The organism is Vibrio sp. VB16 (assembly GCF_015594925.2).
Lineage (GTDB): Bacteria > Pseudomonadota > Gammaproteobacteria > Enterobacterales > Vibrionaceae > Vibrio.
Genome location: NZ_CP087590.1, coordinates 2798341 through 2822913, shown reverse-complemented (window position 1 = coordinate 2822913; position 24573 = coordinate 2798341). Strand labels below are relative to the sequence as shown.

General features: G+C 43.3%; 22 protein-coding genes, 1 pseudogene and 1 riboswitch. Of the genes and pseudogenes, 9 read left to right on the top strand and 14 right to left on the bottom strand.

Translation table 11 applies throughout. From position 1 onward, the window contains the following. Positions 1 to 12: 12 nt before the first annotated feature. The 6 genes and pseudogenes from thiM to thiD form a co-directional block, all read right to left on the bottom strand. Positions 13 to 813 (bottom strand): hydroxyethylthiazole kinase, encoded by an 801-nt coding sequence (gene thiM, locus IUZ65_RS12880; RefSeq protein WP_195704099.1) that lies wholly within the window; start codon positions 811 to 813, stop codon positions 13 to 15. Positions 814 to 828: 15 nt separating this feature from the next. Continuing rightward, entirely contained in the window at positions 829 to 1494 is a 666-nt protein-coding gene (tenA, locus tag IUZ65_RS12875) for a thiaminase II (RefSeq protein WP_195704098.1), read from the bottom strand. A gap of 15 nt (positions 1495 to 1509) precedes the next feature. Next, positions 1510 to 2475 (bottom strand): ABC transporter substrate-binding protein, encoded by a 966-nt coding sequence (locus IUZ65_RS12870; protein WP_195704097.1) that lies wholly within the window; start codon positions 2473 to 2475, stop codon positions 1510 to 1512. A gap of 30 nt (positions 2476 to 2505) precedes the next feature. Further along, positions 2506 to 3201: pseudogene (locus IUZ65_RS12865) on the bottom strand (ABC transporter permease); the annotation flags it as partial. Between the two features lie 91 nt (positions 3202 to 3292). Continuing rightward, positions 3293 to 4051: an ABC transporter ATP-binding protein gene (locus tag IUZ65_RS12860; protein ID WP_195704095.1), complete on the bottom strand. Its 759-nt coding sequence runs from the start codon at positions 4049 to 4051 to the stop codon at positions 3293 to 3295. Then, the gene (thiD, locus tag IUZ65_RS12855) at positions 4044 to 4934 is read right to left on the bottom strand and encodes a bifunctional hydroxymethylpyrimidine kinase/phosphomethylpyrimidine kinase (protein WP_195704094.1); all 891 of its coding nucleotides are present in this window, start codon (positions 4932 to 4934) and stop codon (positions 4044 to 4046) included. Before thiD ends, IUZ65_RS12860 begins: the two co-directional genes overlap by 8 nt. An 81-nt stretch (positions 4935 to 5015) precedes the next feature. Next, positions 5016 to 5126: riboswitch (TPP riboswitch) on the bottom strand. Positions 5127 to 5270: 144 nt separating this feature from the next. Here thiD and IUZ65_RS12850 point away from each other — a divergent pair. The 3 genes from IUZ65_RS12850 to IUZ65_RS12840 all read left to right on the top strand — a co-directional run bounded on the left by IUZ65_RS12850 (position 5271) and on the right by IUZ65_RS12840 (position 9522). After that, on the top strand, positions 5271 to 7040 hold the full coding sequence (locus IUZ65_RS12850; RefSeq protein WP_195704093.1) for an alpha/beta fold hydrolase: 1770 nt from the start codon (positions 5271 to 5273) through the stop codon (positions 7038 to 7040). Between the two features lie 179 nt (positions 7041 to 7219). Further along, positions 7220 to 8839 (top strand): ATP-binding protein, encoded by a 1620-nt coding sequence (locus IUZ65_RS12845; RefSeq protein ID WP_195704092.1) that lies wholly within the window; start codon positions 7220 to 7222, stop codon positions 8837 to 8839. Next, complete coding sequence (locus IUZ65_RS12840; protein WP_195704091.1) at positions 8836 to 9522, top strand: response regulator; 687 nt, start codon at positions 8836 to 8838, stop codon at positions 9520 to 9522. The genes IUZ65_RS12845 and IUZ65_RS12840 overlap by 4 nt, the downstream gene beginning before the upstream one ends. A gap of 91 nt (positions 9523 to 9613) precedes the next feature. Here the strand turns inward: IUZ65_RS12840 and IUZ65_RS12835 are convergent, their stop codons facing one another. The 6 genes from IUZ65_RS12835 to metN all read right to left on the bottom strand — a co-directional run bounded on the left by IUZ65_RS12835 (position 9614) and on the right by metN (position 15539). After that, complete coding sequence (locus IUZ65_RS12835; RefSeq protein WP_195704090.1) at positions 9614 to 11140, bottom strand: tripartite tricarboxylate transporter permease; 1527 nt, start codon at positions 11138 to 11140, stop codon at positions 9614 to 9616. Positions 11141 to 11149: 9 nt separating this feature from the next. Continuing rightward, positions 11150 to 11647 carry a tripartite tricarboxylate transporter TctB family protein gene (locus IUZ65_RS12830; RefSeq protein WP_195704089.1) on the bottom strand — a complete coding sequence of 166 codons (498 nt, stop codon included), beginning with the start codon at positions 11645 to 11647 and terminating at the stop codon, positions 11150 to 11152. Positions 11648 to 11724: 77 nt separating this feature from the next. Further along, positions 11725 to 12699 (bottom strand): tripartite tricarboxylate transporter substrate binding protein, encoded by a 975-nt coding sequence (locus tag IUZ65_RS12825; protein ID WP_195704088.1) that lies wholly within the window; start codon positions 12697 to 12699, stop codon positions 11725 to 11727. A 297-nt stretch (positions 12700 to 12996) separates the two neighbouring features. Next, a complete protein-coding gene (locus IUZ65_RS12820; protein WP_195704087.1) occupies positions 12997 to 13806 on the bottom strand; it encodes a MetQ/NlpA family lipoprotein in 810 nt (269 codons plus the stop codon). 31 nt (positions 13807 to 13837) lie between these two features. Then, positions 13838 to 14515, bottom strand: a complete 678-nt coding sequence (locus tag IUZ65_RS12815) for a methionine ABC transporter permease (protein WP_195704086.1) — start codon at positions 14513 to 14515, stop codon at positions 13838 to 13840. Further along, on the bottom strand, positions 14505 to 15539 hold the full coding sequence (gene metN / locus IUZ65_RS12810; protein WP_195704085.1) for a methionine ABC transporter ATP-binding protein MetN: 1035 nt from the start codon (positions 15537 to 15539) through the stop codon (positions 14505 to 14507). The genes IUZ65_RS12815 and metN overlap by 11 nt, the downstream gene beginning before the upstream one ends. A gap of 268 nt (positions 15540 to 15807) precedes the next feature. On the opposite strand from metN, the gene gmhB reads away from it, so the two are divergent. The 5 genes from gmhB (at position 15808) to treC (ending at position 21016) form a co-directional block, all read left to right on the top strand. Then, a complete protein-coding gene (gene gmhB / locus IUZ65_RS12805; RefSeq protein WP_195704084.1) occupies positions 15808 to 16362 on the top strand; it encodes a D-glycero-beta-D-manno-heptose 1,7-bisphosphate 7-phosphatase in 555 nt (184 codons plus the stop codon). Between the two features lie 31 nt (positions 16363 to 16393). Then, complete coding sequence (locus tag IUZ65_RS12800; RefSeq protein ID WP_195704083.1) at positions 16394 to 16669, top strand: MliC family protein; 276 nt, start codon at positions 16394 to 16396, stop codon at positions 16667 to 16669. Further along, complete coding sequence (treR, locus tag IUZ65_RS12795) at positions 16669 to 17616, top strand: trehalose operon repressor TreR (RefSeq protein WP_195704082.1); 948 nt, start codon at positions 16669 to 16671, stop codon at positions 17614 to 17616. The genes IUZ65_RS12800 and treR overlap by 1 nt, the downstream gene beginning before the upstream one ends. Before the next feature lie 236 nt (positions 17617 to 17852). Continuing rightward, positions 17853 to 19277 carry a PTS trehalose transporter subunit IIBC gene (gene treB, locus IUZ65_RS12790; protein ID WP_195704081.1) on the top strand — a complete coding sequence of 475 codons (1425 nt, stop codon included), beginning with the start codon at positions 17853 to 17855 and terminating at the stop codon, positions 19275 to 19277. Positions 19278 to 19333: 56 nt separating this feature from the next. Beyond that, a complete protein-coding gene (gene treC, locus IUZ65_RS12785; protein ID WP_195704080.1) occupies positions 19334 to 21016 on the top strand; it encodes an alpha,alpha-phosphotrehalase in 1683 nt (560 codons plus the stop codon). Between the two features lie 37 nt (positions 21017 to 21053). Here treC and IUZ65_RS12780 read toward each other — a convergent pair whose 3' ends face one another. Next, positions 21054 to 22199: an amidohydrolase gene (locus IUZ65_RS12780; protein ID WP_195704079.1), complete on the bottom strand. Its 1146-nt coding sequence runs from the start codon at positions 22197 to 22199 to the stop codon at positions 21054 to 21056. Positions 22200 to 22288: 89 nt separating this feature from the next. Then, a complete protein-coding gene (locus IUZ65_RS12775; protein ID WP_195704078.1) occupies positions 22289 to 22888 on the bottom strand; it encodes a YitT family protein in 600 nt (199 codons plus the stop codon). Between the two features lie 342 nt (positions 22889 to 23230). Between IUZ65_RS12775 and glyA the strand changes: the two genes are divergently transcribed. Further along, the gene (gene glyA, locus IUZ65_RS12770) at positions 23231 to 24481 is read left to right on the top strand and encodes a serine hydroxymethyltransferase (RefSeq protein WP_195704077.1); all 1251 of its coding nucleotides are present in this window, start codon (positions 23231 to 23233) and stop codon (positions 24479 to 24481) included. Positions 24482 to 24573: the final 92 nt, after the last annotated feature.

Here is a 24573-nt window from a genome sequence, read left to right as displayed (position 1 = left end):
CCAATGGACGAACTAGCTCACCTTCAAACGATTAAGCAACATGTCATCATCCAGTTGATAAAGCGTATCTAGAAGATGTAATTGCAAAGACCCTGGACCTGCTGATTTCTCTGCCGCGACTTCTCCCGCAACGCCCAGTATTGCTGTTGCGGCTAAACCGCTCGTGTCGCCTACGGCGGCAAATGCACCAATAAGAGCGGTATGGGTACAGCCCATTCCGGTGACATAGGGCATCATCGTGTCACCATTATTCAGTTGCACAACCTCCGTTTCAGTTACCACATAATCGGTTGCACCGGATATAACCACACTGCATTTATACTCTTTAGTCAAAAATTGGGCGCTATCTACTGCAGCATCACTAGAATCCAGAGCGTCAACGCCTTTGCTTTGAGCTTGTTCACCTGCTAACGCAATGATCTCCGATGCATTACCTCGCACAATAAGCTTGTCTGCCGCCTGAACAATACGCCGTGCCGTCTGTGTTCTTAGCTGACTTGCTCCGCACCCTACGGGATCAAGGATCACTATTTTATTATTAATATTGGCCTGCTCAACGGCATATTCCATACGCGGAGTCCACACACTATCAAGGGTGCCGATGTTAATAACCAATGCACCTGAAAAGCTCATCATTTCCGCCATTTCTTGCTGGCTGTGTGCCATAATAGGGGACGCGCCTATGGCGAGAAGAGCATTGGCGGTATTGTTCATTACGACGTAGTTGGTAATATTAACGACCAATGGTTTCTGATCCCGAACAGACTTTAATTGTTTGATTATATGTTGTTTTTTCTGGTTCATAGTTGTCATGTCTGTGTCCTTTATTTAAATCGCAGCGTCTAATCCTTGCTGCCAAAATGCAATTTCCATTCGCGTTGCTGTTCTAAATACGTCACACAACTGCTGGCCCCGTTCACTTTCAAGCGTTATTTCAACAAGTAAGTCATCCAATTGACCTGCACTGGTGTTCGCACCGGTTTGAAACTCATCACCGCCATAAAGCGCTATCCAGTTCAGATATGGGTTGTTGTTCGTTTCAGTATCGGCACTGTGCAAAAGGTTTTTCCCGATGTCGGCATAGCCTAAAGAGCAGGGTGCTAAGGCCACATAAAGGTCGATTAGATTCCCTGACATTCCAGTGTCCAAAACGTAACGTGTGTACGCGACCGTGCCGAACGCTTCTGGTTCTGCTTCCATATCTGCTTCACTAAGTCCCCACTTTTGGCAGTAGGTGACGTGATGTGAGATCTCGCTGTCCAGTAGTGCTTGCACACTTGGCAGTGCCATGCGCATTTCCGCTAATGTTTGAGCTTTGTAGATTGCCATCGCATAGGCTCTCGCATAATGCTTTAGGAATAGAAAATCTTGTTTAAGATAATGTAAGTAAGCGTGTTCATTAAGCTTGCCAGTCGCGAGTTGTTTAACGAATGAATGGCCGGTATAGGCTTGCCATTCATCTATGCATGCGTTGATAAGATCTTGATGCTTCATCCTGTTTCCTTAGTATTACAACGTTGGTACAAAATCAGATGCTTTAGGTTTTAAGCGAATGATTTTGTTTTTATATAGAAACTGAGTGAACTGGTCGTAACGTTCCAGATCAATGGCTGCGGGCCTAAGGTCAAATCGTGTCAGCGTATCGCGCCAAGCTCGTTTGTTTAGCTCGTTATTTAATGTGTCTGGTGAGTAAGCGGCAAACTCTATCCATGCGTCTTGCGGGTGGTTAATAATGTATATAGTGGCTTTCTCTATCGCTTTATTAAATCGACGGATAGCATCGGCATCATAATGGTTCGCGTTGGCTACAACGATAAGTTCATCGTAGGCAGGGACACCATGTTCTTCAGGATAAAAAGCCTTCGCTTTATAGCCTTCAATCGCAAGCTGATTTGACTCAAAATTGCGTAAACCTCCCCAAATCGCATCAACTTTCCCCGATGCTAAAGAAGAAGAAAGCGCCCAACCAACGTTGATTATTTCTACATCATCGAAGGTAATACCCGCTGATTCGAGCATGGTACCTACAGTTGCTTCTTCATTGCCCGCAATAGCGATGCCTATTTTTTTACCTTTTAAATCAGCTAGAGAATGTATCTTGCCATTGTCTAAAACCATCAGGGTATTGAGTGGCGTCGCGATGAGAGTAGATGCGCGAATGAGAGGAAGGTTTTCAGCGACATCAATGGTTAAGCTGGTTTGATAGGAGATAGCCAAATCGATTTTATTTGCAGCGACAAGCTTAGCCGGCATACTTGGGTCTGCGGGCTCTTGAATCACAACGTTAAGCCCTTGGTCATTGAAGTAACCTTTTTCTTGCGCTATGACGATAGGACCATGGTTAGGATTTACGAACCAGTCCAGCATTAACGTAACACTCTTTTGCTCTGCGCTCGCATTGAGAGAAAGACCAGAGAGTAAAAGAGCCAACCATCCTTTTTTTGCGATAGAACCTGTTCGGGTTTGGGAATGCATTATTTTTCCTTAAATATTGATGGGTTTAGGTTAGAGCTGCCAATGGATAGCTCGTTTGAGTAATCTGTCTGTGATGAAATATAGGGTGATAGAAAATAGGGCTAAAATAAACAATGCGGCAAACATCTCATCGATCATCATTCGTGCGTTGGCTTGCAGCATTAAATACCCCAGTCCAGCACTGGAACCTACCCATTCACCAACTACCGCGCCGATCGGGGCAACGACGACGGCAACTCGAATGCCCGAAGCAAGGGCCGGTAATGCGGCTGGGAGGCGGATGTGTCTTAACGTTTGCCATTTAGATGCTGACATGGTTTTAGCGAGGTCAATATAACCGCTAGGGGTAGAGCGCAGTCCGTCGTAACAACATGTCGTCACGGGGAAGAAAATAATGAGTGCCGCCATGACCACTTTAGATGCGATCCCATAACCGAGCCACAGCATTAATATTGGAGCAATAGCAAATACTGGAATGGCTTGACTGGCAATTAAGAGAGGCAACAGCCAGCGTTTCAAAGGCTCGAATAAAAGCATCTGTAATGCAAAAAACAACCCCATAGTGAGGCCTAAAATTAAGCCAAGTACTATCTCTTGAGTGGTTATCCATGTATGGAAGAGCAACACGTCGAATCTTAGTATAAGTTTCATCATGACGGCGTGAGGCGACGGCAAGATAAAAGGAGGGAATGCAAACACCACAACAATCAACTGCCATAATCCAAACAATAGACAGGCGGTCAGCAGGCCCTGAAGCAAAGGGTGTATAGCCTTCTTTTTTTTTGCGATATGCGCTTTAGTGGTGGCGTCCAATACGTTAATTTCCAACATAATCTCGCTCCAATTGCTCTATTAGTTTCTGTTGTAACTCTGCTATTTCCCCGTTCAAGGATCGAGGTGCATGACCATAGGGAACAGGAAAAGAACGCGTTTGAGATGGACTTCCTAACATGAGATAGATGTGGTCAGCTAATCGCAGCGCTTCTTGAGGATCGTGTGTAATTAACACCACAGTTTTGTCCTGTAGAAGTGTGGCTGAGAGATTTTGAAGCTGGTAACGAGTCACCGCATCCAATGCTGAGAACGGCTCGTCCATCAATACCAAAGGCTTATCCTGCATTAACGTTCGGGCAAGAGCGACTCGTTGACGCATTCCTCCTGAAAGTTGATTAGGGAACTGATGGCGTTGATTCGACAGTCCAACCTGATCGATAAGTTGAACGGCCTTTTGTTTGTCTTTTTCTGACAAGATGAGGTTGCCAAATTTGAAGCTTAAACAGACGTTATCCATGACATTGAGCCATGGCATGAGTAAATCTTGTTGTGCCATATAGGCGACATTTTGGTGTGGCTCACCGCTAAGGCTGCTTTTCATCTCACCTTGCCAGTCAAGGTCATCATTTAACAGGCCAGCCAGAAAGCGAAGCAAGGTGGTTTTTCCACAGCCACTTCTACCCAAAATAGAGGTCCATCGCTGTTTTGATATCTGCATGTTCAGGTCAGAAAGGATGAGTTGTTGGCTATCTTTGTAGCCTAACGAGGCATTTTTTAGTTCAATGAGTACAGGGTTAGTCATACGCAACGTCACCGCTAGATTGTGTGTTTTCATCTTGTATTGGAAACGAATAAAGGTTTTGAACCAATTGGTGTCCCGGATAAAAGTGATGAACAGGGCCGTGACCGTGGCCAATATCTAACGTGTCAGCGTGCGAAATTGCTTGAGTAATGTAGTGTTTACCGAGTTGAACTGCTTCTTTGAGTGTATAGCCCTGTGCAAGATAACTGGCTATCGCTGATGAAAGCGTACAGCCTGTTCCGTGAGTATTTTGCGTTTTAATTCTGGTTGTCGATAGGCGTTCGACATGCCCTTTAGTGATAAATAGATCGGTACTGTTATCGGAAGAGTCCAGATGCCCACCTTTAAGTAAGATAGCTCGCGTATCTAATTGTCTAAGCTTTACAATGAGTGCATTCATTTCCGCTTCAGTTTTAGGTGCCGATTCGCCGGTTAAGGCGGCCGCTTCCGGAAGATTAGGTGTGATCATCGTGGCTAAGGGTAATAGAACGGATTTTAAGGTGCTGATGGCTGAGCTTTCGAGCAGTAAGTCGCCACTAGTCGCGACCATTACAGGATCGATGACAAGGTGTTTAGGCTTATATTGGCGAAGTTTTCTGGCGACGGCTTTTATAATGTTAACGTCGCTCAACATACCGATTTTTACGGCTTGGATACTGAGGTCGGAAAAAACAGCGTCCATCTGTTGTTCTACAAATTCAGGTGAGATGGGGAAGATGCCAGTGACACCTTGGGTATTTTGTGCGGTAAGGGCTGTAATGACGGAGCAAGCATAACTGCCTGTCGCCGAAATGGCTTTGATATCCGCCTGAATACCTGCACCGCCGCCGCTATCTGAACCGGCAATGGTAAGTACAATTGGTGTTGTGTTCTTTACGGTCATCTCTGGTTCCTAAACGTAATCGTAAAGGAATAACAGCAGCCAGATGGAGGAGGTAGGCTACGGGATGTAGACAACCTTATATAGGCATGGCTATCAGTTCCCTACGTCAGTGTTAACTGCATCAGGTTCAACGGGTCCCATCGAAATGGTCTCAGCTTTGGGTTGTGGCCCATCGCTCCCCGACTAATATCTAAAATATGTTTGCCGAAAGAGTGTAGCAAATTCATTGGGCAACGAAAAGCGCTACGCAATGACTCTCGTCAATGTTTGCAACTGAACAGGTCGATACTATGGTTGCTGGAACGATAAGCCCACGATTGCATAGAGAACTCTAGAATGGATGCTAACGGTCAAATTTCGCCAGAATTGGTTGCGCAGATCTATGATACTGCATTGGATCCGACCCAGTGGCCTGTTTTGTTGGAACAGATAGCATCAACGCTTCCACCATTGGAAGTAGAACGTGTGGTGAGCGCAACTGCGCAGGTAAATCAACGGTTATCAATGCGGGAGGTCGAAAGGTATAGAGGCCTTTCTCAGGTTTCCACTATCGTTGAACACCTAGAGCGAAGTGCCGCCATCAGTAATCGAATGAAAGATAATGATGAGCACCAACATCTGCAATTGAGCCTATTCGACTTCTTACCTTTACCTGCCTTTGTTGTTACTGCTAATGGGGCGTTGGTGCAACAGAACCAACTGGCACTCGACTTTCTAAAGACCACAGATTTAGTGAAAATAGAGGGTGGTCATGTTGTATTCTCGCTCAACTCCCAACAACAGCGGTTCAATAAACTATTGTCTGAACTGACTGATCTAAAAAGGGAGGAGCGCGAAACCACAATGCGTCTTCGCGACAGTTTTCAAACCAATCCAGTGAGTATCAGTATGTCTCGGATTGATGACCAATATCAGCTTGGCAGCAATATACTGGTTCTTTTTGCAAATCAAAATGTGGATGTAAAACCCAATCTAACCGGGTTCTGTCAACGCTACAACTTAACGAAAGCCGAGCAGAGACTGGTCGAAAAACTGGCGCATAATAAAACATTGAATGAGATTAGCGATAGTCACGGTGTTTCGATTAATACCATTCGGACTCAACTAAAATCTGTCTTTCAAAAAACAGATTGCCACCGGCAAAGTGAGTTAATGAAGCTGATTCTGATGAATCCTACAGCGGAAAGTAGAGATGCTGTCAGTTCGTTAAAATCCAAGCTTATTTTTGAAACCGCACGCTATCATCAAATCTGTAAAGTCAGTGATGAGAGGCAGTTAGGATTCAGTGATATAGGCAGAAAAAGCGGTATTCCGGTTATCTTGCTTCCACCGAGTACGGGTTCACGACTGCAACAACATCCAAACAATCGGACTCTTTTTGACCATAATATTCGTTTAATTACCATTGATCGCCCAGGATTTGGCTTATCAACGGCCGATCCAAGCCGAACTTTGGCGAGTATCGCGCGCGACATAGATACGTTGGCGGACTTTCTCAATTTGGACCGATTTTCTCTTATGGGATTTTGTGGAGGAGGGCCCTATGCCTTAGCGGCTGCATCCCTATTAAAAGAACGGATAGTGCATACGACGATTGTCAGTACTGTCACCCCTTACCAACCAATCAATCTCTTCCATGGCGTAAAATCCAGTAATAAGTTTTTAGCGCAAATCGCGATGAGAGCCCCGTCGGTACTGCATCCACTTCTAAAAATTATTACCAATAATTTGATGAAGGATCACGAGTTGTATTTTGATCAGGTTTATCAACATTTGTGTAAGAGTGATGCGGCGGCATTGTCAGAAACAGAAGTCACCGATAATTTTTTATTGGCGTTTAGAGAAGCGATGCGACAAGGGCCGAATGCCTTTTGCGAAGATCTGGTCATTCTTAGTCGTCTATGGAACATTAATTTTGAAACTATCGTTTCACCAGTGACGATATGGCATGGCAGTTTGGACCAGCATGTTCCCGTTCAATTGGCACGAAAATTTCACCGTAGCTTTAGTAATTCAACATTTCATGAATTTGAAAACCTTGGTCATTTACTCGTCTATCATCGCTGGAGTGACATTTTAAAATCTGTGGCAGAGGAACATGCTTAGATACTTTTGGACGTTAACCGACCTATCTGGTTGAAAGTAGATCAACAATTAAACAGAATAGTTATCGCTATGTTGTAGTATTGTTAAGTAAGTATTAGTGTTGATGCCGTCAGTTGATGAGCAGGTTTGCTAGTCAGTCTGCACCAGTTCAAGCGTAGATTGGAGGTCAGGGAGTCATTATGAAATGGAGTCAAATTAGTTTTCGCCGTCGAATGCTCATTATCATGATACTGTCCGGTTTATTGCAGCTATTGGTCTTATCCTTAGCTGGGTTCAGCTATATTAAACACTCACAAGAACAGGAAACGGGTCTTAAAGCCCAAGGTATTGCCAACTTTCTTGCTCAATCTACCGCCGTTATTCAAATGTTAGAACAAGGCTCTTCCGCCAATCTTCAGCCGCGATTTTTAGAGATGACCAATGCTATTGGTGCCGCTTTTATAGTGGTTGGGAATAAAGAAGGTATTCGCCTTATTCACCCAGTGAAAACCCGTATTGGGCAGCCAATGAAGGGGGGCGACAATGATCTCGCACTCATCTATGGCCAGTCTTATGTGTCCTTTGCGGAAGGGTCTTTAGGTAAATCCGTTCGTGGGAAAACGGCGGTCTTTGATGCAGATGGGCATATCATTGGTGTCGTGTCTGTAGGGTATTTATTAGCGGGGTTGGAAGACCGCATTGAATCTTATTTGACGTTTCTTCTTGGCATGGTCGTACTTGTTATGATGGTAAATGCCGTTATTTCTAACTATATTTCCAGACGATTCCAAAAAGCTATTCTTGGTTTTGAACCAGAAGAAATCGGACGTTTATACGGTGAACTTGATGTCACGATGAGCACGATTAAAGAAGGCGTCATCAGTATCGATTCGCAGGGAATTTTAAGGTCGATTAACACCAGCGCTTGCGACATTCTCGGCTTAGATAAAACGAAGGTGATAAATCGACCTTTTTCCACAGTACTTCCGGACTCGGATCTGTATCGCCTAATAGAGAGAGAGCAGCCCGAGCACGATATTGAACTGTATTTTAATCATCAACGTATCATCGCCAATCGCAACCCTATCCTTGTTGAAGGGAAAGTGGTTGGGGCGGTATCGAGCTTCAGGCGTAGAGATGAAATCAGCGAACTAACAAAACAACTTTCTCAATCTAAGGCGTATGCTGAAATGCTGCGTTCTCAAACACATGAGAACAGAAATAAGCTCAATACCATTAGTGGGTTGATACAAATGGGGGAGTTAAATGCGGTACAGCAACTGATTGGGAAAGAGACAGAGCACTACCAAGCGCTCATCGAATTTTTACGTGAAATGATCCAAGATCCTTTGGTGGCGGGTATGTTGTTAGGCAAAACTGAGCGAGCAAGAGAGCTTGGTCTGTATCTTATTGTGGATAGAGAGTCTTGGCTGGCTTCGTTAAATGGCCATGTAGATGCAGATGATCTGGTCACTATCTTAGGTAATCTTATTGATAATGCATTTGAAGCCAGTTTGGCCGCCATTACTCAGTTACCAATAGAGCGATCGTCGCGGAGTAATATCGAGGTGGTACTGAGTGATTTTGGTCATGACATCATCATTGACGTTATTGATAATGGGTGCGGTTTTCCTGACGATTTAGAAACAGGCTCGTTGTTGCAACGAGGGGTATCGAGCAAAGCGCTGAATGGCAGAGGGGTCGGATTGTTCTTAGTTAAGCAACTCACCGACCGATACGGTGGCCATATAGAGTTAGTGAAAAACAAAACGGCAGGCGTAAGAGTAACCGTCTATATTCCCAAGGAAGGAAAGCAATGAGCACACCAATACGAGTCATGATAATCGAAGACGACATCAATATTGCCGAGCTGCACCAACGGTATCTCGATACTATAGAGGGTTTCGTTGTGGTCGCCATTGCCACTTCAGTCGTAGAAGCGGAGATGCAACTTGACATATTAAAGCCGGAGTTAATCCTACTGGATGTCTATCTACCAGACGGAACCGGTATCGAGATATTAACGCGTTTACGTCATCTCAATCAGGCGTGTGAGGTAATATTGATTACCGCTGCTAGAGAGGTCGAATCATTGCAACAGGCCATGCGCTATGGGGTGATTGATTACCTACTCAAGCCGATTCTCTTTTCCCGACTGGAGTCCGCGCTAGAGAAATACAAAAATAGAGCGGAAAAACTACACCAAACGGAAGGGCTTAACCAGTCGTTGGTGGATGAAATGATGCGTAATCACCCTTCAGAACCGAACCGAGAATTAGGTTTGCCTAAAGGGATAGATTCAGTGACACTTGAAAAAATACGAGGTCTATTTCTTTCGAATAAGGTATTTACCGCGGATGAGGCAGGGGAGGCGATTGGCTCTAGCCGTACGACCGCACGACGGTATCTGGAATACTTGATAAGTACGGGTGAATTAGACGCCGATGTTAATTATGGTACCGTTGGTCGCCCTGAACGATGTTATCGAAAAAGGATTCGTTGACCGATATGGTCTTTGATCACTGATGCTGACGATCATGTGAGAGTATAAAAATACGCCGTTGTAGGCGCATTTTTATTAATACGTGATGGTTCTATGATTCCCTTTTTTTCAGGCGATAAAAGAGAGACGTCATGAGGGATAAAATAACTGGACCCATGACAACAATCACCGCAATAATCGTGAACGCTAAGGTAATCGGGCGCTCCCACAGAAAACTTAACTCCCCATCACTTATCATCAACGTTCTTCTTAGGTTCTCTTCCATCATTCCTCCGAGAATAAAACCTAGCAACAAAGGCGCTAAAGGAAAGTTGGCGAGCCTCAATGCAATCGCTGCCATCGCAATAATCAACATGATGAAGACATCCATCGTATTAAACGAGACGAGATACACACCAGTGATTGAGAAAAAAAGAATCATAGGCAATAGAACGGTTCGCGGTACCGCGAGAAGTTTAGAAATATAGGGAATCAGCGGCAGATTCAAAATGATCAAGACAATATTTCCGATGTACATCGAAATGATGACAGACCAGAATATTTCAGGATGCTCTACAAATAAGCGAGGTCCAGGCTGAATTCCGTAAGCAATTAACGCCCCAAGCATAATCGCCGTGGTGCCGGATCCAGGAATACCAAGGGTTAGCAATGGTACAAACGACCCACTAGATGCGGCATTGTTGGCGGATTCGGGTGCAACAAGGCCTCGTAGGCTGCCTTTACCAAATTCATTTTGTTTTTCTTTTGGTGCTAGGTTTCGTTCTAGACCATAAGCTAGAAAGGCTGCAATGGTGGCACCCGCGCCGGGAAGTACACCAACGAAAAACCCAAGAATAGAAGAACGAATAGCAACAGGCGCAACATCTTTGAACTCTTCCTTGGTCACTTTCATGCTACCAATGTCGACCATTTTTTCCTGTTCTTTAGGGTGATTCTCTTTTTCTGGCTTTAGTATCCCCATCAAGGTTTCGCCAAGGGCAAAGGTGGCCATCGCCAGCAATAAAAAGCTGAACCCATCCATTAGATCAGTTAAACCAAAGGTAAAGCGCTCAACGCCGACGCCTTTATCAATACCAACGGTAGAAAGCATTAATCCAAGAATAGTCATCATCCATGCCTTAATTACCTGTCCTTTTCCGGCAAATGCGGCTACGGCAGAGAGGCCCACTAGCATTAAAGCAAAATAGTCTGGTGACTGAAAGCTTAACGAGACCTTAGCTAACGCTGGGGCGGCGACCAGTAGCATGATGGCTGAAAGAGTACCACCAGTAAATGAAGAGTATGCCGCTAATGCCAACGCCTTTCCAGCCTGACCTTTTTGTGCCATCGGGTAGCCATCAAAAGCAGTAACAACGGTAGAGGAACAACCAGGGGCATTGATAAGAATTGATGAGGTTGAGCCTCCGAAAACCGCGCCGTAGTAGACACCAGCCATAAGGATCAATCCAGAAGAGGGTTCAAGCCCATAGGTGATTGGGATCATGAGTGCGATGGCTGAAATTGGCCCTAGGCCAGGCAACATACCAATGAAAGTACCAACAAAACAACCGACAAATACCATGAAGATATTCATTGGTAATATAGCGGTGGATAGGCCCTGTAAAATTCCGTCTAACATAATAACCTCCTACCAGATTGTAAAAATAATGCCCGGTTCTAGATAGATATCTAATCCTTGGGTCAACATTAAATAAAAAAGGATGACAAAAGGAAAAGAGGCACCAAACAATATTTTTTTATTACGTTCTCCTAGCAAGTAGAATCCGATCATTAAAAAAAAGCCCGTCGCTAATACAAATCCAAGATAGGTTAACCCCACACCATACAGCGCCATGAGCAGTAAAAACGACCCTAATAACCGCCAATGAAATTGCGTAATGTCGGTTTTCTCTTTGTCGGATGAAGTCGAAACTAGCAACAACAGCGACAAAACAATACCAACCACAGTCAAAATAGTCGGCAGAGTTCGAGCCGTGAAAGGTTCGTATTCGTCACCGGGAAAAAAGGGAATGAGCGATGATTGATATCCATAACATAGACAGACAATCAAAAAAATTATCGCGCTTATTCGATCTCCAGATAGTACGCTTGATCCGTTAAACCGTATCGAGTTGTTATTGGCCATAACGCTCCAAAATTATCCATTAAAACAGAAGGAAATGATAAATAATCAGGCCATAGGAGACTATGGCCTTGTCTGATTTACTTGTTTAGAAAGCCAAGTTCAGTCATAAGTGCGCCGGTTTGTTTTTCTTGTTCTTCGAGAAACTTGAAAAAATCATCAGAGGCTTTGTAGTTATCAATCCAGCCATTACGATCTCTTACTATGGTCCACTCATCGGTGGTATACATCTTCGATAGTACGGCATTCCATTCCTGCACTTTTTCTTTGCTTATTCCCGGTGCTGCGAAAAATCCACGCCAGTTGGCAAAAACAGTGTTGTTGCCGTATTCCATTAGCGTTGGAATGTTTGGTGCGGCTTCTAAGCGTTTCGGTGCTGTGACCGCTAACACGGTTACTTGACCTGATTTAGACATTTCAAGGACTTCACCCAGCCCAGTAGAAAGTAATTCAGTTTCACCAGAAAGGAGTGCGGCCATTGCTTTGCCACCTGCGTCATAAGCAATGTAACGAACGGATTTCGGGTCAAACCCTTCACCTTTAAACGCTGCGGCTACGACGAGATGATCCATACTGCCGCGTGCTGAGCCTCCGGCTATTTTTACACTTCGAGGGTCCGCCTTAAAATCGGCAACCACATCTTCCCATGTGGCATATTTTGAATCTGAGCTTGTCACAATGGCACCATAGTCTGCGATGGTAGCGGCAACTGGGGTTAAATCACGAAAAGATTGTGGAAAAATACCGGTTAAAGAACGAACCACAATAGGGGTTGAGTTCACCATTAAGGTATCTTGTTGTCGGTCTGCAGTTTCAATTAGATGCGCAATAGCTTTACCGCCGCCGCCCCCAGACATATTTTGAAAGGAAGCACTGTCGATGATATCCGATTTTATTAATACATCTCCGGTACCACGAGCGGTCATATCCCAGCCTCCACCAGCTCCACCGGGAATGAGAAAATGTATTTTTTCCATATCGGCAGAATAAGCACTCAATGAGAAGGTTGTAGCGGCAATCGCCAGGGTTATCGTTGTTTTATAAGACTGATACATGGTCACGCTCCTTATGTGTTTTTAGAGATAGCATCGTGTCTATCCCATCAGATTACTCAAATGTTAATCATTTGTTAAAGGGGTGGCAATATAGGTAAAATAATGAAGATAAAGTCCATTAAGTAGATATTGTTCATACTGTTCATGAAGAAAAACAGAGAACGTTGTGCTCTACGCTTTTGTCGATTGGCAATGTAGCGGGTCTGAAGTTAAAGCGAAGTATGTTGAAAAATTAGCCATAAAAAATGCCGGATAAATCCGGCATTTCTGCGTGACACCTTTACGTTGTTCGGGTTATTACCAGCCCTTAACGACACCACCTTTAAAGATCTCAGATGCGGCTTTATAGACCTCATCTGTTTGGTAGGCTTTTACGAAATTTTGTACTTTTTCTGACTCGACATTGTCAGTACGTGCCACAATCAGGTTTACGTATGGAGACTTTTTGTCTTCTACGAATATGCCATCTTTCTCTGGTGTTAGATTGATGCTGCTCGCATAGGTCGTGTTAATGATTGATAGTGCAACATCGTCAAGAGAACGAGGAAGTTGTGCTGCGTCTAGCTCTACGATGGTGATGTTTTTAGGGTTCTCTACGATATCGCGAATGGTGCCAGAAAGGCCAGTATCGGCGCGTAGTTTAAGCAACCCTTGTTGCTCAAGAAGTAGTAATGAACGACCTAAGTTAGTTGGGTCGTTAGGGACTGCGATACGTGAGCCATCAGCAATTTGGTCAACGGATGTAACCTGCTTAGAGTAACCCGCAATAGGGTAAACAAACGAGTTACCTGCGATAGCAAGCTTGTAGCCACGGTCAGCAATCTGTTGATCAAGATAGGGCTTGTGCTGGAAGGCATTGATATCTACAGAACCATCATCAAGTGCTGCGTTAGGCGTGACGTAGTCAGTGAACGTGACAAGTTCAACATCTAAGTTGTACTTCTCTTTTGCTACTTTTGCCGCTACTTCAGCCACTTGAGCTTCTGCTCCTGCCATTACACCGATTTTTATTTTGTTGCTATCCACTTCTTTGTCACCGCAGCCTGCCAATATTAGAGTTGATGCCGCTGTCGCTGTTATGAGCAAATTTTTAAGACTAAATTTCATGTTACCTCTCCTTAGTTTGTTGTGATTATTATTATCTGTGGTCAACACGACGGACGAATGTATCGCCTATCGATTGAATTATTTGAACCAGTACTATCAACATCACCACGGTGACCGCCATGATGACAACATCATATCGATGAAAGCCGTATCGAATGGCGACGTCACCTAGACCTCCACCACCAACGGTACCTGCCATGGCTGAGTAGCTTACTAGTGTGACTAAAGTGATAGTGACGGCATTGATTATGGTAGGCAGAGCCTCAGGAAGCAGTACCTTGGTAATGATTTGGAAAGGCGTTGCTCCCATAGATTGTGCCGCCTCTACAAGGCCACCCGGGACTTCAAGCAATGCGCCTTCAATTAGACGGGCAACAAAGGGGATGGCACCGATGGTAAGAGGGACGATTGCGGCTGTTGTACCGATAAACGTACCAACTAAAAGTTTTGTTACTGGGATGATAGCGACCATTAGGACCAGAAATGGTACTGAGCGGCCAATGTTCACAACGGCACCTAAGCCACCATTCAATTTGGTGTTTTCTGCAAGGCCACCTTTTTTGGTGATGTGTAAGATAACACCTAGCGGAATACCTACTGCAAATCCGACCAAACCAGAAACGGCAACCATATAAAGCGTTTCACCTGTGGCGCCCAATAATAGGCCACTATTAAAGCTTAACCATTGAGTAATAGAATCAAAGGACATAACCAAGCACCTCTACTTTAACTTTGTGTTCTTCTAAAAATTTGATCGCTGCATTGTCATCTTCTTCTGAGCCAAACAACTCTGCGACCATCATTCCGAACTTAACACCGCCTGCGTAATCTAGGTCGGAACTTAAGATGCTCACATCGATATTAAACTGACGAGAGATCTGGCTCATAACGGGGGCATCTACTGTCTCTCCAGTAAATTCAAGCCTGACGAGCGGATGCGTTCCGTCAATACGATCTGGTTGTAGCCTAGATTGGTAGTCCTCTGGAATAGAGAGGTCTAACGTAGAGCGAATAAAACTGTGCGCGAGTTCTGTTTTCGGGTGAGCAAAAATTTCACCAACCGTGCCTTTTTCGACAAGTTCACCGTCTCCTATGATGGCGACTTGATGACATATGCCTTTAACAACATCCATTTCGTGAGTAATGAGTAGAATAGTTATGTTCAGTTTACGGTTGATCTCTTTCAGCAATTCAAGGATTGATTGTGTAGTTGCCGGGTCTAATGCACTGGTGGCTTCGTCACATAGCAAGACTTTAGGGTCAGACGCTAACGCTCTTGCAATGGCGACACGTTGTTTTTGACCACCACTTAGGTTGGCCGGATAAGTGTCTCGTTTATCCTCTAGCCCCACCAAAGATAATAACTCGGAAACTTTGGTGTCTATTTTCTCCTTGTTTATGCCTGCAAGCTCTAGAGGCAAGGCAATATTATTAAAAACAGTGCGAGAAGAAAGCAAGTTAAAGTGTTGAAATATCATACCAATATTGCGACGAGCTTCGCTTAACTCTGATTTAGATAACTGAGTCAAATCGACTCCGTCGACGACAACGTTACCCTGTGTAGGGGCTTCTAACATGTTTACACAACGGATAAGTGTGCTTTTTCCTGCACCGGAGGAACCTATAACACCAAATATGTGGCCTTGTGGAACGGTTAGGTTTATCTCTTTTAAGGCGTGAATTTCTTTTTCGCCTTGATAGAACACCTTGTTAACGTTGCTGATTTTAATCATGTAATAAAACCTAATCAGGATAATTAGAATAAAGTATTGGTTAACTTTCTAAACTGTAGATTATGCTAGGGCTATCACGTTTTTATGTCAATAGATATTTTTACGTCTAGACGTCTGTAGCTCCATTTGGAGCGTGTTATTTGGATGTTACGGCGTTCTAAACGCGATAAAACGACATTAAACAAACCTTGTTGTTTGAGGATAAATGGTGATTAGCGTTGTAAAGCGTGCAATAATTTCGATCTAAATATCTAATGAGGATAACGCTTTGGCTAAACCTGCTGTGTTTTTAGACCGAGATGGTGTGATTAATGTCGATCATGGGTACGTTCATGATGAACATGATTTTGAATTCATCGACGGCGTCTTTGAAGCGACAAATAAATTACAACAGATGGGGTATCTTTTGGTTTTGGTCACGAACCAATCCGGTGTTGCCCGCGGGTTGTTTAGCGAAGATAGGTTTCTCTCATTAACTGAGTGGATGGATTGGAACTTTGTCGATAACGGTGTTGAGTTCGATGGGATCTATTACTGCATGCACCACCCAGAGCATGGTATTGGTGAATATAAACAAGACTGTGATTGCCGTAAACCCAAGCCTGGCATGTTTCTTTCTGCGCGTGATTTCTTAAAGATTGACATGAAGAATTCGGTTATGGTCGGTGATAAAGCGGAGGACATGATGGCCGCGGAAGCGGCTGGTGTTGGCACTAAAATATTAGTCAGGACCGGCAAGCCAGTGACAGACAAGGGAGCATCTATTGCCTCGACGGTACTTAACAGTATTAAAGACGTACCAGCATACCTTGAACAGATATAAAGGTTTTAGTGTGAATATAAAGTGGCTTTTTATGTCAATAATTATGGTGTTGGTTGGATGCAGTTCGACCATAGAACCGTTCTATGTTTGCAATAACGGAACGCAGTTTACGGTGTCAACTATAGACGAAAATACAGCAGAAATAGTCATGGCGCATAAACGTATCGCACTAAAACAAATTCCAGCGGCTTCGGGAAGCAAATATCAAAACACGGACCGTGAATTGTTGCTTTGGCTAAAGGGAACCCGAGCCATGTTGACACTTAGTTCGGATACGGTTGTAAATTGCGATCAGGTAATGAATTGATGCCAACAAAAAAATTGACTATTCATGATATTGCAAAACTTTCTGGTGTTGGTAAGTCAACGGTTTCTCGTGTATTAACCAATGACCCTAAAGTGAAGCCGGATACCCGTGAACGGGTAGAGAAAATAATTGCAGAGTCTGGTTATGTACCGTCGAAATCAGCGCAGTCTATGCGCGGAGGTAGCCAGAAGGTTGTTGGTGTTATTATCTCTCGTCTAGATTCTCCTTCCGAAAATAGCGCCGTCAGTAGTATCCTCGATACACTTTATAGTGCCGGATACGATGTGGTTATCATGGAGAGTCAGTTTGATAAAGATAAAACCAACGACCATCTAAACGTACTCAAAAAGCGAAATGTTGATGGTGTTATCCTTTTTGGTTTTACTGGCTGTGATATTTCTCGTCTGGTTGAATGGAAAAGCAAAATCGTCGTCATTGCCATGGATGTGGAAGGTATCTCGTCGGTCGATTACGATAACGCGGGTGTGATTATAAAAGCACTGGAGCATATAAAGAACCATTCTTTATCGGAAGTGGCTTATATCGGTGTCGATATAAGCGATAAATCAACCGGTGAGACTCGTCTAAATGCCTATTTAGATTGGTGTAAAAAGAACGGCACTACGCCTTGTTATAGCACCGGTCAATTGAGTCACGAAAGTGCTTATCAACAGGTCGATTCAATTTTAAATGAAAAAACTCAAGCGATTGCTTGCGCCAGTGACTCCTTAGCTCTAGGTGTGATTAAAAGATTACAAGAGCTTTCACGAGATGAAGTGATGGTGACTGGTGTGGGTGGCAATCAACTACTTTCCTTTCTTTTTCCTAACACGTTCAGCGTTGACCCTGGCTATGAAGAAGCGGGCTGTTATGCCGCTAACATGCTGATATCCCAGCTTTTAGGGGATAAAACGGAAAAACATATCACTCAAATCCCAATTAATTAGATTGAATATCTAACGTCTTGTTTATATTGATATAAATAAGATCAGATGTGACCTTGCTCAATTAATGGGACTGTTCCCATTTTATATTTACACATAATCGTGCATTATACTTTCCGTTAGTGGGAATGTTCCCATTAATTGTTTGTTTTGTTTTTCAACCTCAATGTCTGTGATGATAAGCGTTAATTTTTTGGGGTTTGGTATAGACTTTAATAAGTTATAAAAGGGTGAGAATAATGAGTAATATTGCAAGAGAAGATATTGCACGTCTTATAGAGTTAGTAGGCGGTGGAGATAATATTGCCAGTGTCAGTCACTGTCTAACGCGTTTACGTTTTGTATTGCAAGATACTGAAATCGCAGATGTTAAAGGTCTAGAAACCTTAAAAATAGTCAAAGGCTGTTTTACCAATGCCGGTCAATTTCAAGTCGTTATCGGAACGGAAGTTGATGAGGTATATAAAATACTAATTGAAATGACGGGCCAGTCGTCCTCGTCAAAAGATGAAGCAAAAGTGGCTGCTCGTCAAAATATGAATATCTTAGAGAGAGGCATCTCCCATTTAGCCGAAATTTTCGTGCCTCTGCTACCCGCTATTATCACTGGTGGTTTGATCTTAGGTTTCAGGAATGTCATTGGCGACATCAAGATGTTTGATGGCCAAACCCTTACGCAGATTAGTCAGTTTTGGGCGACGGTACATTCGTTCCTATGGTTGATCGGTGAAGCGATATTTTTCTTCCTCCCTGTTGGGGTTTGTTGGTCCACGGTTAAGAAGCTAGGTGGGACACCGATACTTGGTATTACACTTGGTGTTACCTTAGTGTCGCCGCAACTGATGAATGCTTACATGATAGGTAAAGCGGCGCCAGAAGTATGGGACTTTGGGTTGTTTGTTATCGAAAAAGTAGGCTATCAAGCTCAGGTTATCCCAGCGATGCTTGCGGGTGTGGCACTGGCTTTCATTGAAACGAACCTTAAGCGAATTGTCCCATCGTATTTGTATCTTGTTGTCGTACCGTTTGTGTCGATTATTCTTTCGGTAGTACTTGCACATGCCCTAATTGGCCCTTTTGGCCGCGTTATCGGTAATGGTGTCGCGTTTGCTGCGAAAGTCGCAATGACGGGCGATTTCGCAATACTTGGTGCTATGGTATTCGGCTTCTTGTATGCGCCACTTGTTATTACGGGTGTTCACCATACGACTAACGCCGTTGACCTGCAATTGATGCAAGAGCTTGGTGGAACACCGATTTGGCCACTTATCGCACTTTCTAACATCGCACAAGCTTCTGCGGTCGTCGGTATCATCATTATCAGCCGTAAAAATGGCGAACGTGATATATCTGTGCCTGCGGCAATCTCTGCCTATTTGGGCGTAACAGAACCGGCAATGTACGGCATCAATCTAAAGTATAAATTCCCAATGCTGAGTGCGATGGTTGGGTCGGCGGTTGCAGCGGCAATTTGTGGTAGTGCTGGTGTCATGGCTAACGGGATAGGTGTTGGTGGCTTACCCGGTATCCTTTCTATTCAACCTCAATACTGGACGATATACGCAATTGCCATGTTGGTTGCTATCTTACTACCTATAACATTGACTCTATTTTTCTACAAAAGAGCACAGTTAAAAGGCGAATTAGAAGTCGCAAGTGCATAAGCCCTTTTGGGGTGGTCAGATTGGCCACTCCATTTTTGTAAAGATAAATTAGAGAGATGATTATGAATACGGCAGAGTGGTGGCGTACCGCAGCAATTTATCAAATCTATCCTAAAAGCTTTTGTGATAGTGGATCAAAAGGTACTGGGGATATTAAAGGTATAACGAGTAAACTTGATTACCTTAAACTTTTGGGCGTTGATGCTATTTGGTTGACGCCAGTTTATCAGTCTCCAATGATAGATAATGGCTATGATATTTCAGACTATTACGCTATCAACCCAGAATTTGGAACCATGGCTGATTTTGATGAATTGCTTGCTATAGCACATCAAAAAGGTATTCGCATAATCATGGATATTGTCGTAAATCATACGTCAACAGAGCATAAGTGGTTTCAAGCTGCACTTGGTAATATAGAGAGTGAGTATCGAGATTACTATATCTGGAAAGACCCGATAGAAGGACAACCGCCAACTAATTGGCAATCCAAGTTTGGAGGCAATGCGTGGGAGTTAGACCAGAAAACAGATCAATATTATCTGCACCTATTTGCTAAAGAACAAGCGGATTTGAATTGGGAGAACCCCAAAGTTCGTCAAGAAGTTAAAGATGTAATCAGTTTTTGGGCAGAAAAGGGCATTGATGGATTCCGTTTAGATGTCATTAACCTGATATCTAAACAACAAGATTTTCCTAATGATTATGCTGGTGATGGGCGTCGATTTTATACCGATGGACCCAAGGTTCACGAGTACCTTCAAGAGATCAGCCGCGATGTTTTTCAGAAATACGGCAGTGTAACCGTGGGAGAAATGTCATCGACCAATCTGGAACACTGCCAACAGTACTCTTCCTTAGATAAGAAAGAATTGTCTATGGTGTTTAACTTCCATCATTTGAAAGTTGACTATAACAATGGTGATAAATGGACTAAAAAACCATTTGATTTTATAGAATTAAAACAGATATTTAGTCATTGGCAGAGCGGGTTGAACGGGAAAGGTTGGGGGGCGTTGTTTTGGTGTAACCATGATCAGCCTCGTATTGTAAGCCGTTTAGGTAATGATACAGAGTACCTAATTGAATCTGCGAAAATGCTTGCTACCTCGATACATATGATGCAAGGGACACCGTATATTTATCAAGGTGAAGAAATCGGGATGACGAATCCGAAGTACACTTCGATTGAACAATACCGTGATGTAGAAAGTACCAACATCTATGACATTATGGTTAACGAACGAGGTATCGATAAGGATGATATGTTGGATATTCTGTCTCACAAGTCGAGAGATAATTCCAGAGCACCGATGCAATGGAATAACAAGGTGTTTGCCGGATTCTCTAAAGCAAATCCGTGGTTAGGTGTTGCTTCAAATTACATTGACGTCAATGCTGACTTGGCGGTCAATTCACCTGATTCGGTGTTTCACTTTTATAAGAAGCTACTAACGCTGCGTAAAGACATTCAGGTAATTACTGATGGTGATTATTTAGATTTGATGCCTGATGACAAACAGGTTTTCTGCTATGCCCGTAGCAACAAAGAACAGACACTTATCTGCGTAAATAACTACTACGCTGAACCAACAGAATGCACATTACCTGAACATATTGACCTGGTTAATGCACAGTATTTGATAGGTAATTATAGTGATGGTATCTGCCTCGCTGTTGAAGGAAAGATGTCATTACGACCCTATGAAACACGAGTTGTTTTAATCGCGGCAAAATAGCCTCGAAAGACCAATAGACCCTAGAGCTCCTCGGTTTTTAAATTGAATGCAGTCGGTCAACAATTGAAACGAATAGTTGGCTGGCTGTTTTCATTATATCATCTGGGAAATCATAATCTGGGTTGTGTAATTCAGGATGAGATTCACCACTGCCAATGCAGAACAGCGCACCATTCCATCGGAGTAAAAACTCGGCAAAGTCTTCGGACCAACACATGGGTTCATCAAGCTTTACTACTGACATACCTAGGCGCTTAGCTTGTTGGAAAATTAGTTGGCTATGTTCGGTAGAATTGATGGCCGCTTTGAATGGTTCATCCCACTCTATTTTTACATTAATCCCTGTTTCTTTTTGTAGTTTGTCTAGCATCGATAGCAGATCAGTTTTCATGCTTGAGAAGGTCTGGTTGCACTCACTGCGCATGGTTGCCATTACTTTTGCATACCCAGGAGATATACCGAACGCTTCTTCTCCAAGCCTTGCATGTACTATTGTGACTAAACTGAATGCCTCTGGATATTGTTGTGAAATACTTTGCAAATACTGCACGGTTTCGACCATTGCTTGGCATGGGTTGAAGCCATTTTCGGGCCTTGCAGCGTGAGAGGTCTTGCCTTCAAACTCGATTAATACGCCAGTAGAAGCACAGGCGAATGTCCCTTCTTTTACCAAGATCTGATTAAGTGGGTAACCGGGCAGGTTATGATAAGCGAAGACATGATCAACCTTTAATGATAATAACGGTTCATCATTAAGCATGGAGAGAGCCCCTGTTCCTGTTTCTTCTGCTGGTTGAAATAACAGAATCACTTTGCCTGTTTTAGGTCGGTGTTGTGAAAGATGTTCGGCGACCAACAAAAGCGAACTTGTATGGCCATCATGTCCACAGGCATGCATTACGCCCAAGTATTCGGACACATGGTCATGTTGTGCTATTTCACAGATAGGTAAGGCATCGAAATCTGCTCGCAGCAAGGTCGTGTCACCTGCATTGCCACTATCAACAGTACAGACTATGCCGTATCCACCTATTTGACCGACGGGTGATAACCCGAAGTCTTTCAATTGTGCGAATATAATGGTGGATGTCTGTTTTTCTTGCTCTGATAGTTCCGGTTGACGGTGCAGTTTTTTTCTAAATTCAACGGGGTCGAAATGACGAGTATTTAACGTGGCATCCATGCTGTTAATCCAAATAAGTCGCTAGTATTCCATTACTTTACTTAGAAAAACTAACAGCACAATGTTTATCTTTATTCGTAACCTTACTCTCAGCTATAGGTTACCGTATAGCGAGATGGCTTATGATTCATTCCTAATACAATATTAAGTACAACCACACCGAGTACTGAAATGGCTAATATCGTTGGGGTTATAAAGAAGAAAGACGAGAATAAAATAGTGGTGTCAATGGCGAGCTGTGTCTTGCCAACAGAAATGCCAGTTTTATCTTGCACAAGCAGACAAAAAATATTGAAACCACCCAAGCTTGAACGGTGCCTAAATAAAATTAACATACCTAGCCCCATCAATAACCCGCCGGCAATGGCACAATATATGTCGTTTAATGATTCGATGTTGATCACTCTATCTAAGTGGTCGACAAACAGTGAAACAAGCCCACATGAGACAATACTATTAAGAGCGAACTGAGCGCCAAACCGTTGCCAACCTAAGATAAAGAAAGGAATATTTGTCAAAAAATAGAAGGTACCAAAGCTAAATGGTATTAACTGACTTAATAGTAACGAAAGGCCAGCTGTTCCTCCAGTAATGAGGTTTGCAGATTGAAGAAAAAATATGCCCTGAGCCGTTAAAAACGTACCAGTAAGTATCGCTATCCAGTCTTCTCTTATTGAGTGTTTTTGCATCATTTTTCTTTTTTTGCGGTATTTAATGGTGAGAATAGTAGATAAAAATTTGTATTTTCGGTAGCTTGGAGGCTAAATTTGAAGGTACAGTGTGTAAGTTACACTTTACACACTGTAAAGGAAGAAGTTGACAGTTTAGTGTTGACAGACTTCTGTCATTTATTGATATGAACTTAATTCAAATGGAAGATGAAAAAATCACATGATTATTTTGCTTAAGTTGCTTTCTGATATAGATCAAATTATGTAGAATATCGCCACTTAGTACACCATCGTAAACGTTTGCGTTGGTTGGATGTGTGGTTTTTTAGAATTTCAGATTATCTGAGTCAGGAGATACAGATGCTAAAGCGTGACATGAACATTGCTGATTATGATGCAGAACTATATGCTGCAATACAGGAAGAGACTCTTCGTCAGGAAGAGCATATCGAGCTAATTGCTTCAGAAAACTACACCAGTCCACGAGTCATGGAAGCTCAAGGATCTCAGTTAACCAATAAATATGCCGAAGGTTATCCGGGCAAGCGTTATTATGGTGGTTGCGAGTATGTAGATAAGGCTGAATCGCTTGCAATTGATCGTGCATGCCAGTTATTTGAATGTGAGTACGCTAACGTGCAACCTCACTCTGGCTCACAAGCAAACAGTGCCGTTTATATGGCTTTACTGAAGCCTGGGGATACCGTGTTAGGTATGAGCTTGGCACACGGTGGTCACCTGACTCATGGGTCACCAGTAAACTTCTCCGGCAAGCACTATAACATTATCCCTTACGGTATCGATGAAGCTGGTCAAATCAACTATGACGAGATGGAGCAGTTGGCTGTTCAACATAAACCTAAAATGATTATCGGTGGTTTCTCTGCTTATTCTCAGGTTGTTGATTGGGCACGTATGCGTGAAATTGCTGATAAAGTTGACGCGTATCTGTTTGTTGATATGGCGCACGTTGCGGGTCTAATTGCCGCTGGTGTATACCCAACTCCATTACCGCATGCTCATGTTGTTTCGACAACAACGCATAAAACACTTGCAGGTCCTCGTGGTGGTTTGATTTTATCGAACGCTGGTGAAGACATGTATAAGAAACTGAATTCAGCGGTATTCCCAGGAGGCCAAGGCGGCCCTCTAATGCATGTTATTGCCGGGAAAGCGGTTGCGTTCAAAGAGGCGATGGAGCCAGAATTCAAAGAGTATCAAGCGCGTGTTATTGCGAATGCAAAAGCGATGGTGTCTGAGTTTATTGCACGTGGTTACAATATTGTATCGGGTTCAACAGAAAACCACTTATTCCTTGTCGATTTAATTGATAAAAATATTACAGGTAAAGAAGCGGATGCAGCGTTAGGTGCAGCCAACATTACCGTAAACAAAAACTCAGTGCCTAATGACCCTCGCAGTCCATTTGTTACCTCTGGTATTCGTGTCGGTTCTCCTGCAATTACACGCCGTGGGTTTACGCAAGAAGATGCTAAGGTTTTAGCGGGTTGGATGTGTGACGTTTTGGATAACATTAACGACGAAACGGTTATTGAAGCAACGAAACGAAAAGTGCTAGATATCTGTAAGCGGTTACCTGTATACGCTTAAGTAAAATAAAATAGGGTTTAAATAACCCTATTTTTAGGCACAAATAAAAAACGCGAGCTTAAATGAGGCTCGCGTTTTTATTTGTGTTGAAT

Bases quoted from the DNA above. Each gene is read 5' to 3' on its own strand.
- IUZ65_RS12815 (WP_195704086.1), bottom strand. From the start codon at position 14,515: ATGTCCTTTGATTCTATTACTCAATGGTTAAGCTTTAATAGTGGCCTA.
- metN (WP_195704085.1), bottom strand. From the start codon at position 15,539: ATGATTAAAATCAGCAACGTTAACAAGGTGTTCTATCAAGGCGAAAAA.
- IUZ65_RS12820 (WP_195704087.1), bottom strand. From the start codon at position 13,806: ATGAAATTTAGTCTTAAAAATTTGCTCATAACAGCGACAGCGGCATCA.
- treC (WP_195704080.1), top strand. From the start codon at position 19,334: ATGATTATGAATACGGCAGAGTGGTGGCGTACCGCAGCAATTTATCAA.
- IUZ65_RS12775 (WP_195704078.1), bottom strand. From the start codon at position 22,888: ATGCAAAAACACTCAATAAGAGAAGACTGGATAGCGATACTTACTGGT.
- glyA (WP_195704077.1), top strand. From the start codon at position 23,231: ATGCTAAAGCGTGACATGAACATTGCTGATTATGATGCAGAACTATAT.
- IUZ65_RS12800 (WP_195704083.1), top strand. From the start codon at position 16,394: ATGTCAATAATTATGGTGTTGGTTGGATGCAGTTCGACCATAGAACCG.
- IUZ65_RS12825 (WP_195704088.1), bottom strand. From the start codon at position 12,699: ATGTATCAGTCTTATAAAACAACGATAACCCTGGCGATTGCCGCTACA.
- IUZ65_RS12840 (WP_195704091.1), top strand. From the start codon at position 8,836: ATGAGCACACCAATACGAGTCATGATAATCGAAGACGACATCAATATT.
- IUZ65_RS12780 (WP_195704079.1), bottom strand. From the start codon at position 22,199: ATGGATGCCACGTTAAATACTCGTCATTTCGACCCCGTTGAATTTAGA.
- IUZ65_RS12830 (WP_195704089.1), bottom strand. From the start codon at position 11,647: ATGGCCAATAACAACTCGATACGGTTTAACGGATCAAGCGTACTATCT.
- IUZ65_RS12870 (WP_195704097.1), bottom strand. From the start codon at position 2,475: ATGCATTCCCAAACCCGAACAGGTTCTATCGCAAAAAAAGGATGGTTG.
- tenA (WP_195704098.1), bottom strand. From the start codon at position 1,494: ATGAAGCATCAAGATCTTATCAACGCATGCATAGATGAATGGCAAGCC.
- IUZ65_RS12860 (WP_195704095.1), bottom strand. From the start codon at position 4,051: ATGACTAACCCTGTACTCATTGAACTAAAAAATGCCTCGTTAGGCTAC.
- treB (WP_195704081.1), top strand. From the start codon at position 17,853: ATGAGTAATATTGCAAGAGAAGATATTGCACGTCTTATAGAGTTAGTA.
- treR (WP_195704082.1), top strand. From the start codon at position 16,669: ATGCCAACAAAAAAATTGACTATTCATGATATTGCAAAACTTTCTGGT.
- IUZ65_RS12850 (WP_195704093.1), top strand. From the start codon at position 5,271: ATGGATGCTAACGGTCAAATTTCGCCAGAATTGGTTGCGCAGATCTAT.
- IUZ65_RS12835 (WP_195704090.1), bottom strand. From the start codon at position 11,140: ATGTTAGACGGAATTTTACAGGGCCTATCCACCGCTATATTACCAATG.
- thiD (WP_195704094.1), bottom strand. From the start codon at position 4,934: ATGACCGTAAAGAACACAACACCAATTGTACTTACCATTGCCGGTTCA.
- IUZ65_RS12845 (WP_195704092.1), top strand. From the start codon at position 7,220: ATGAAATGGAGTCAAATTAGTTTTCGCCGTCGAATGCTCATTATCATG.
- thiM (WP_195704099.1), bottom strand. From the start codon at position 813: ATGACAACTATGAACCAGAAAAAACAACATATAATCAAACAATTAAAG.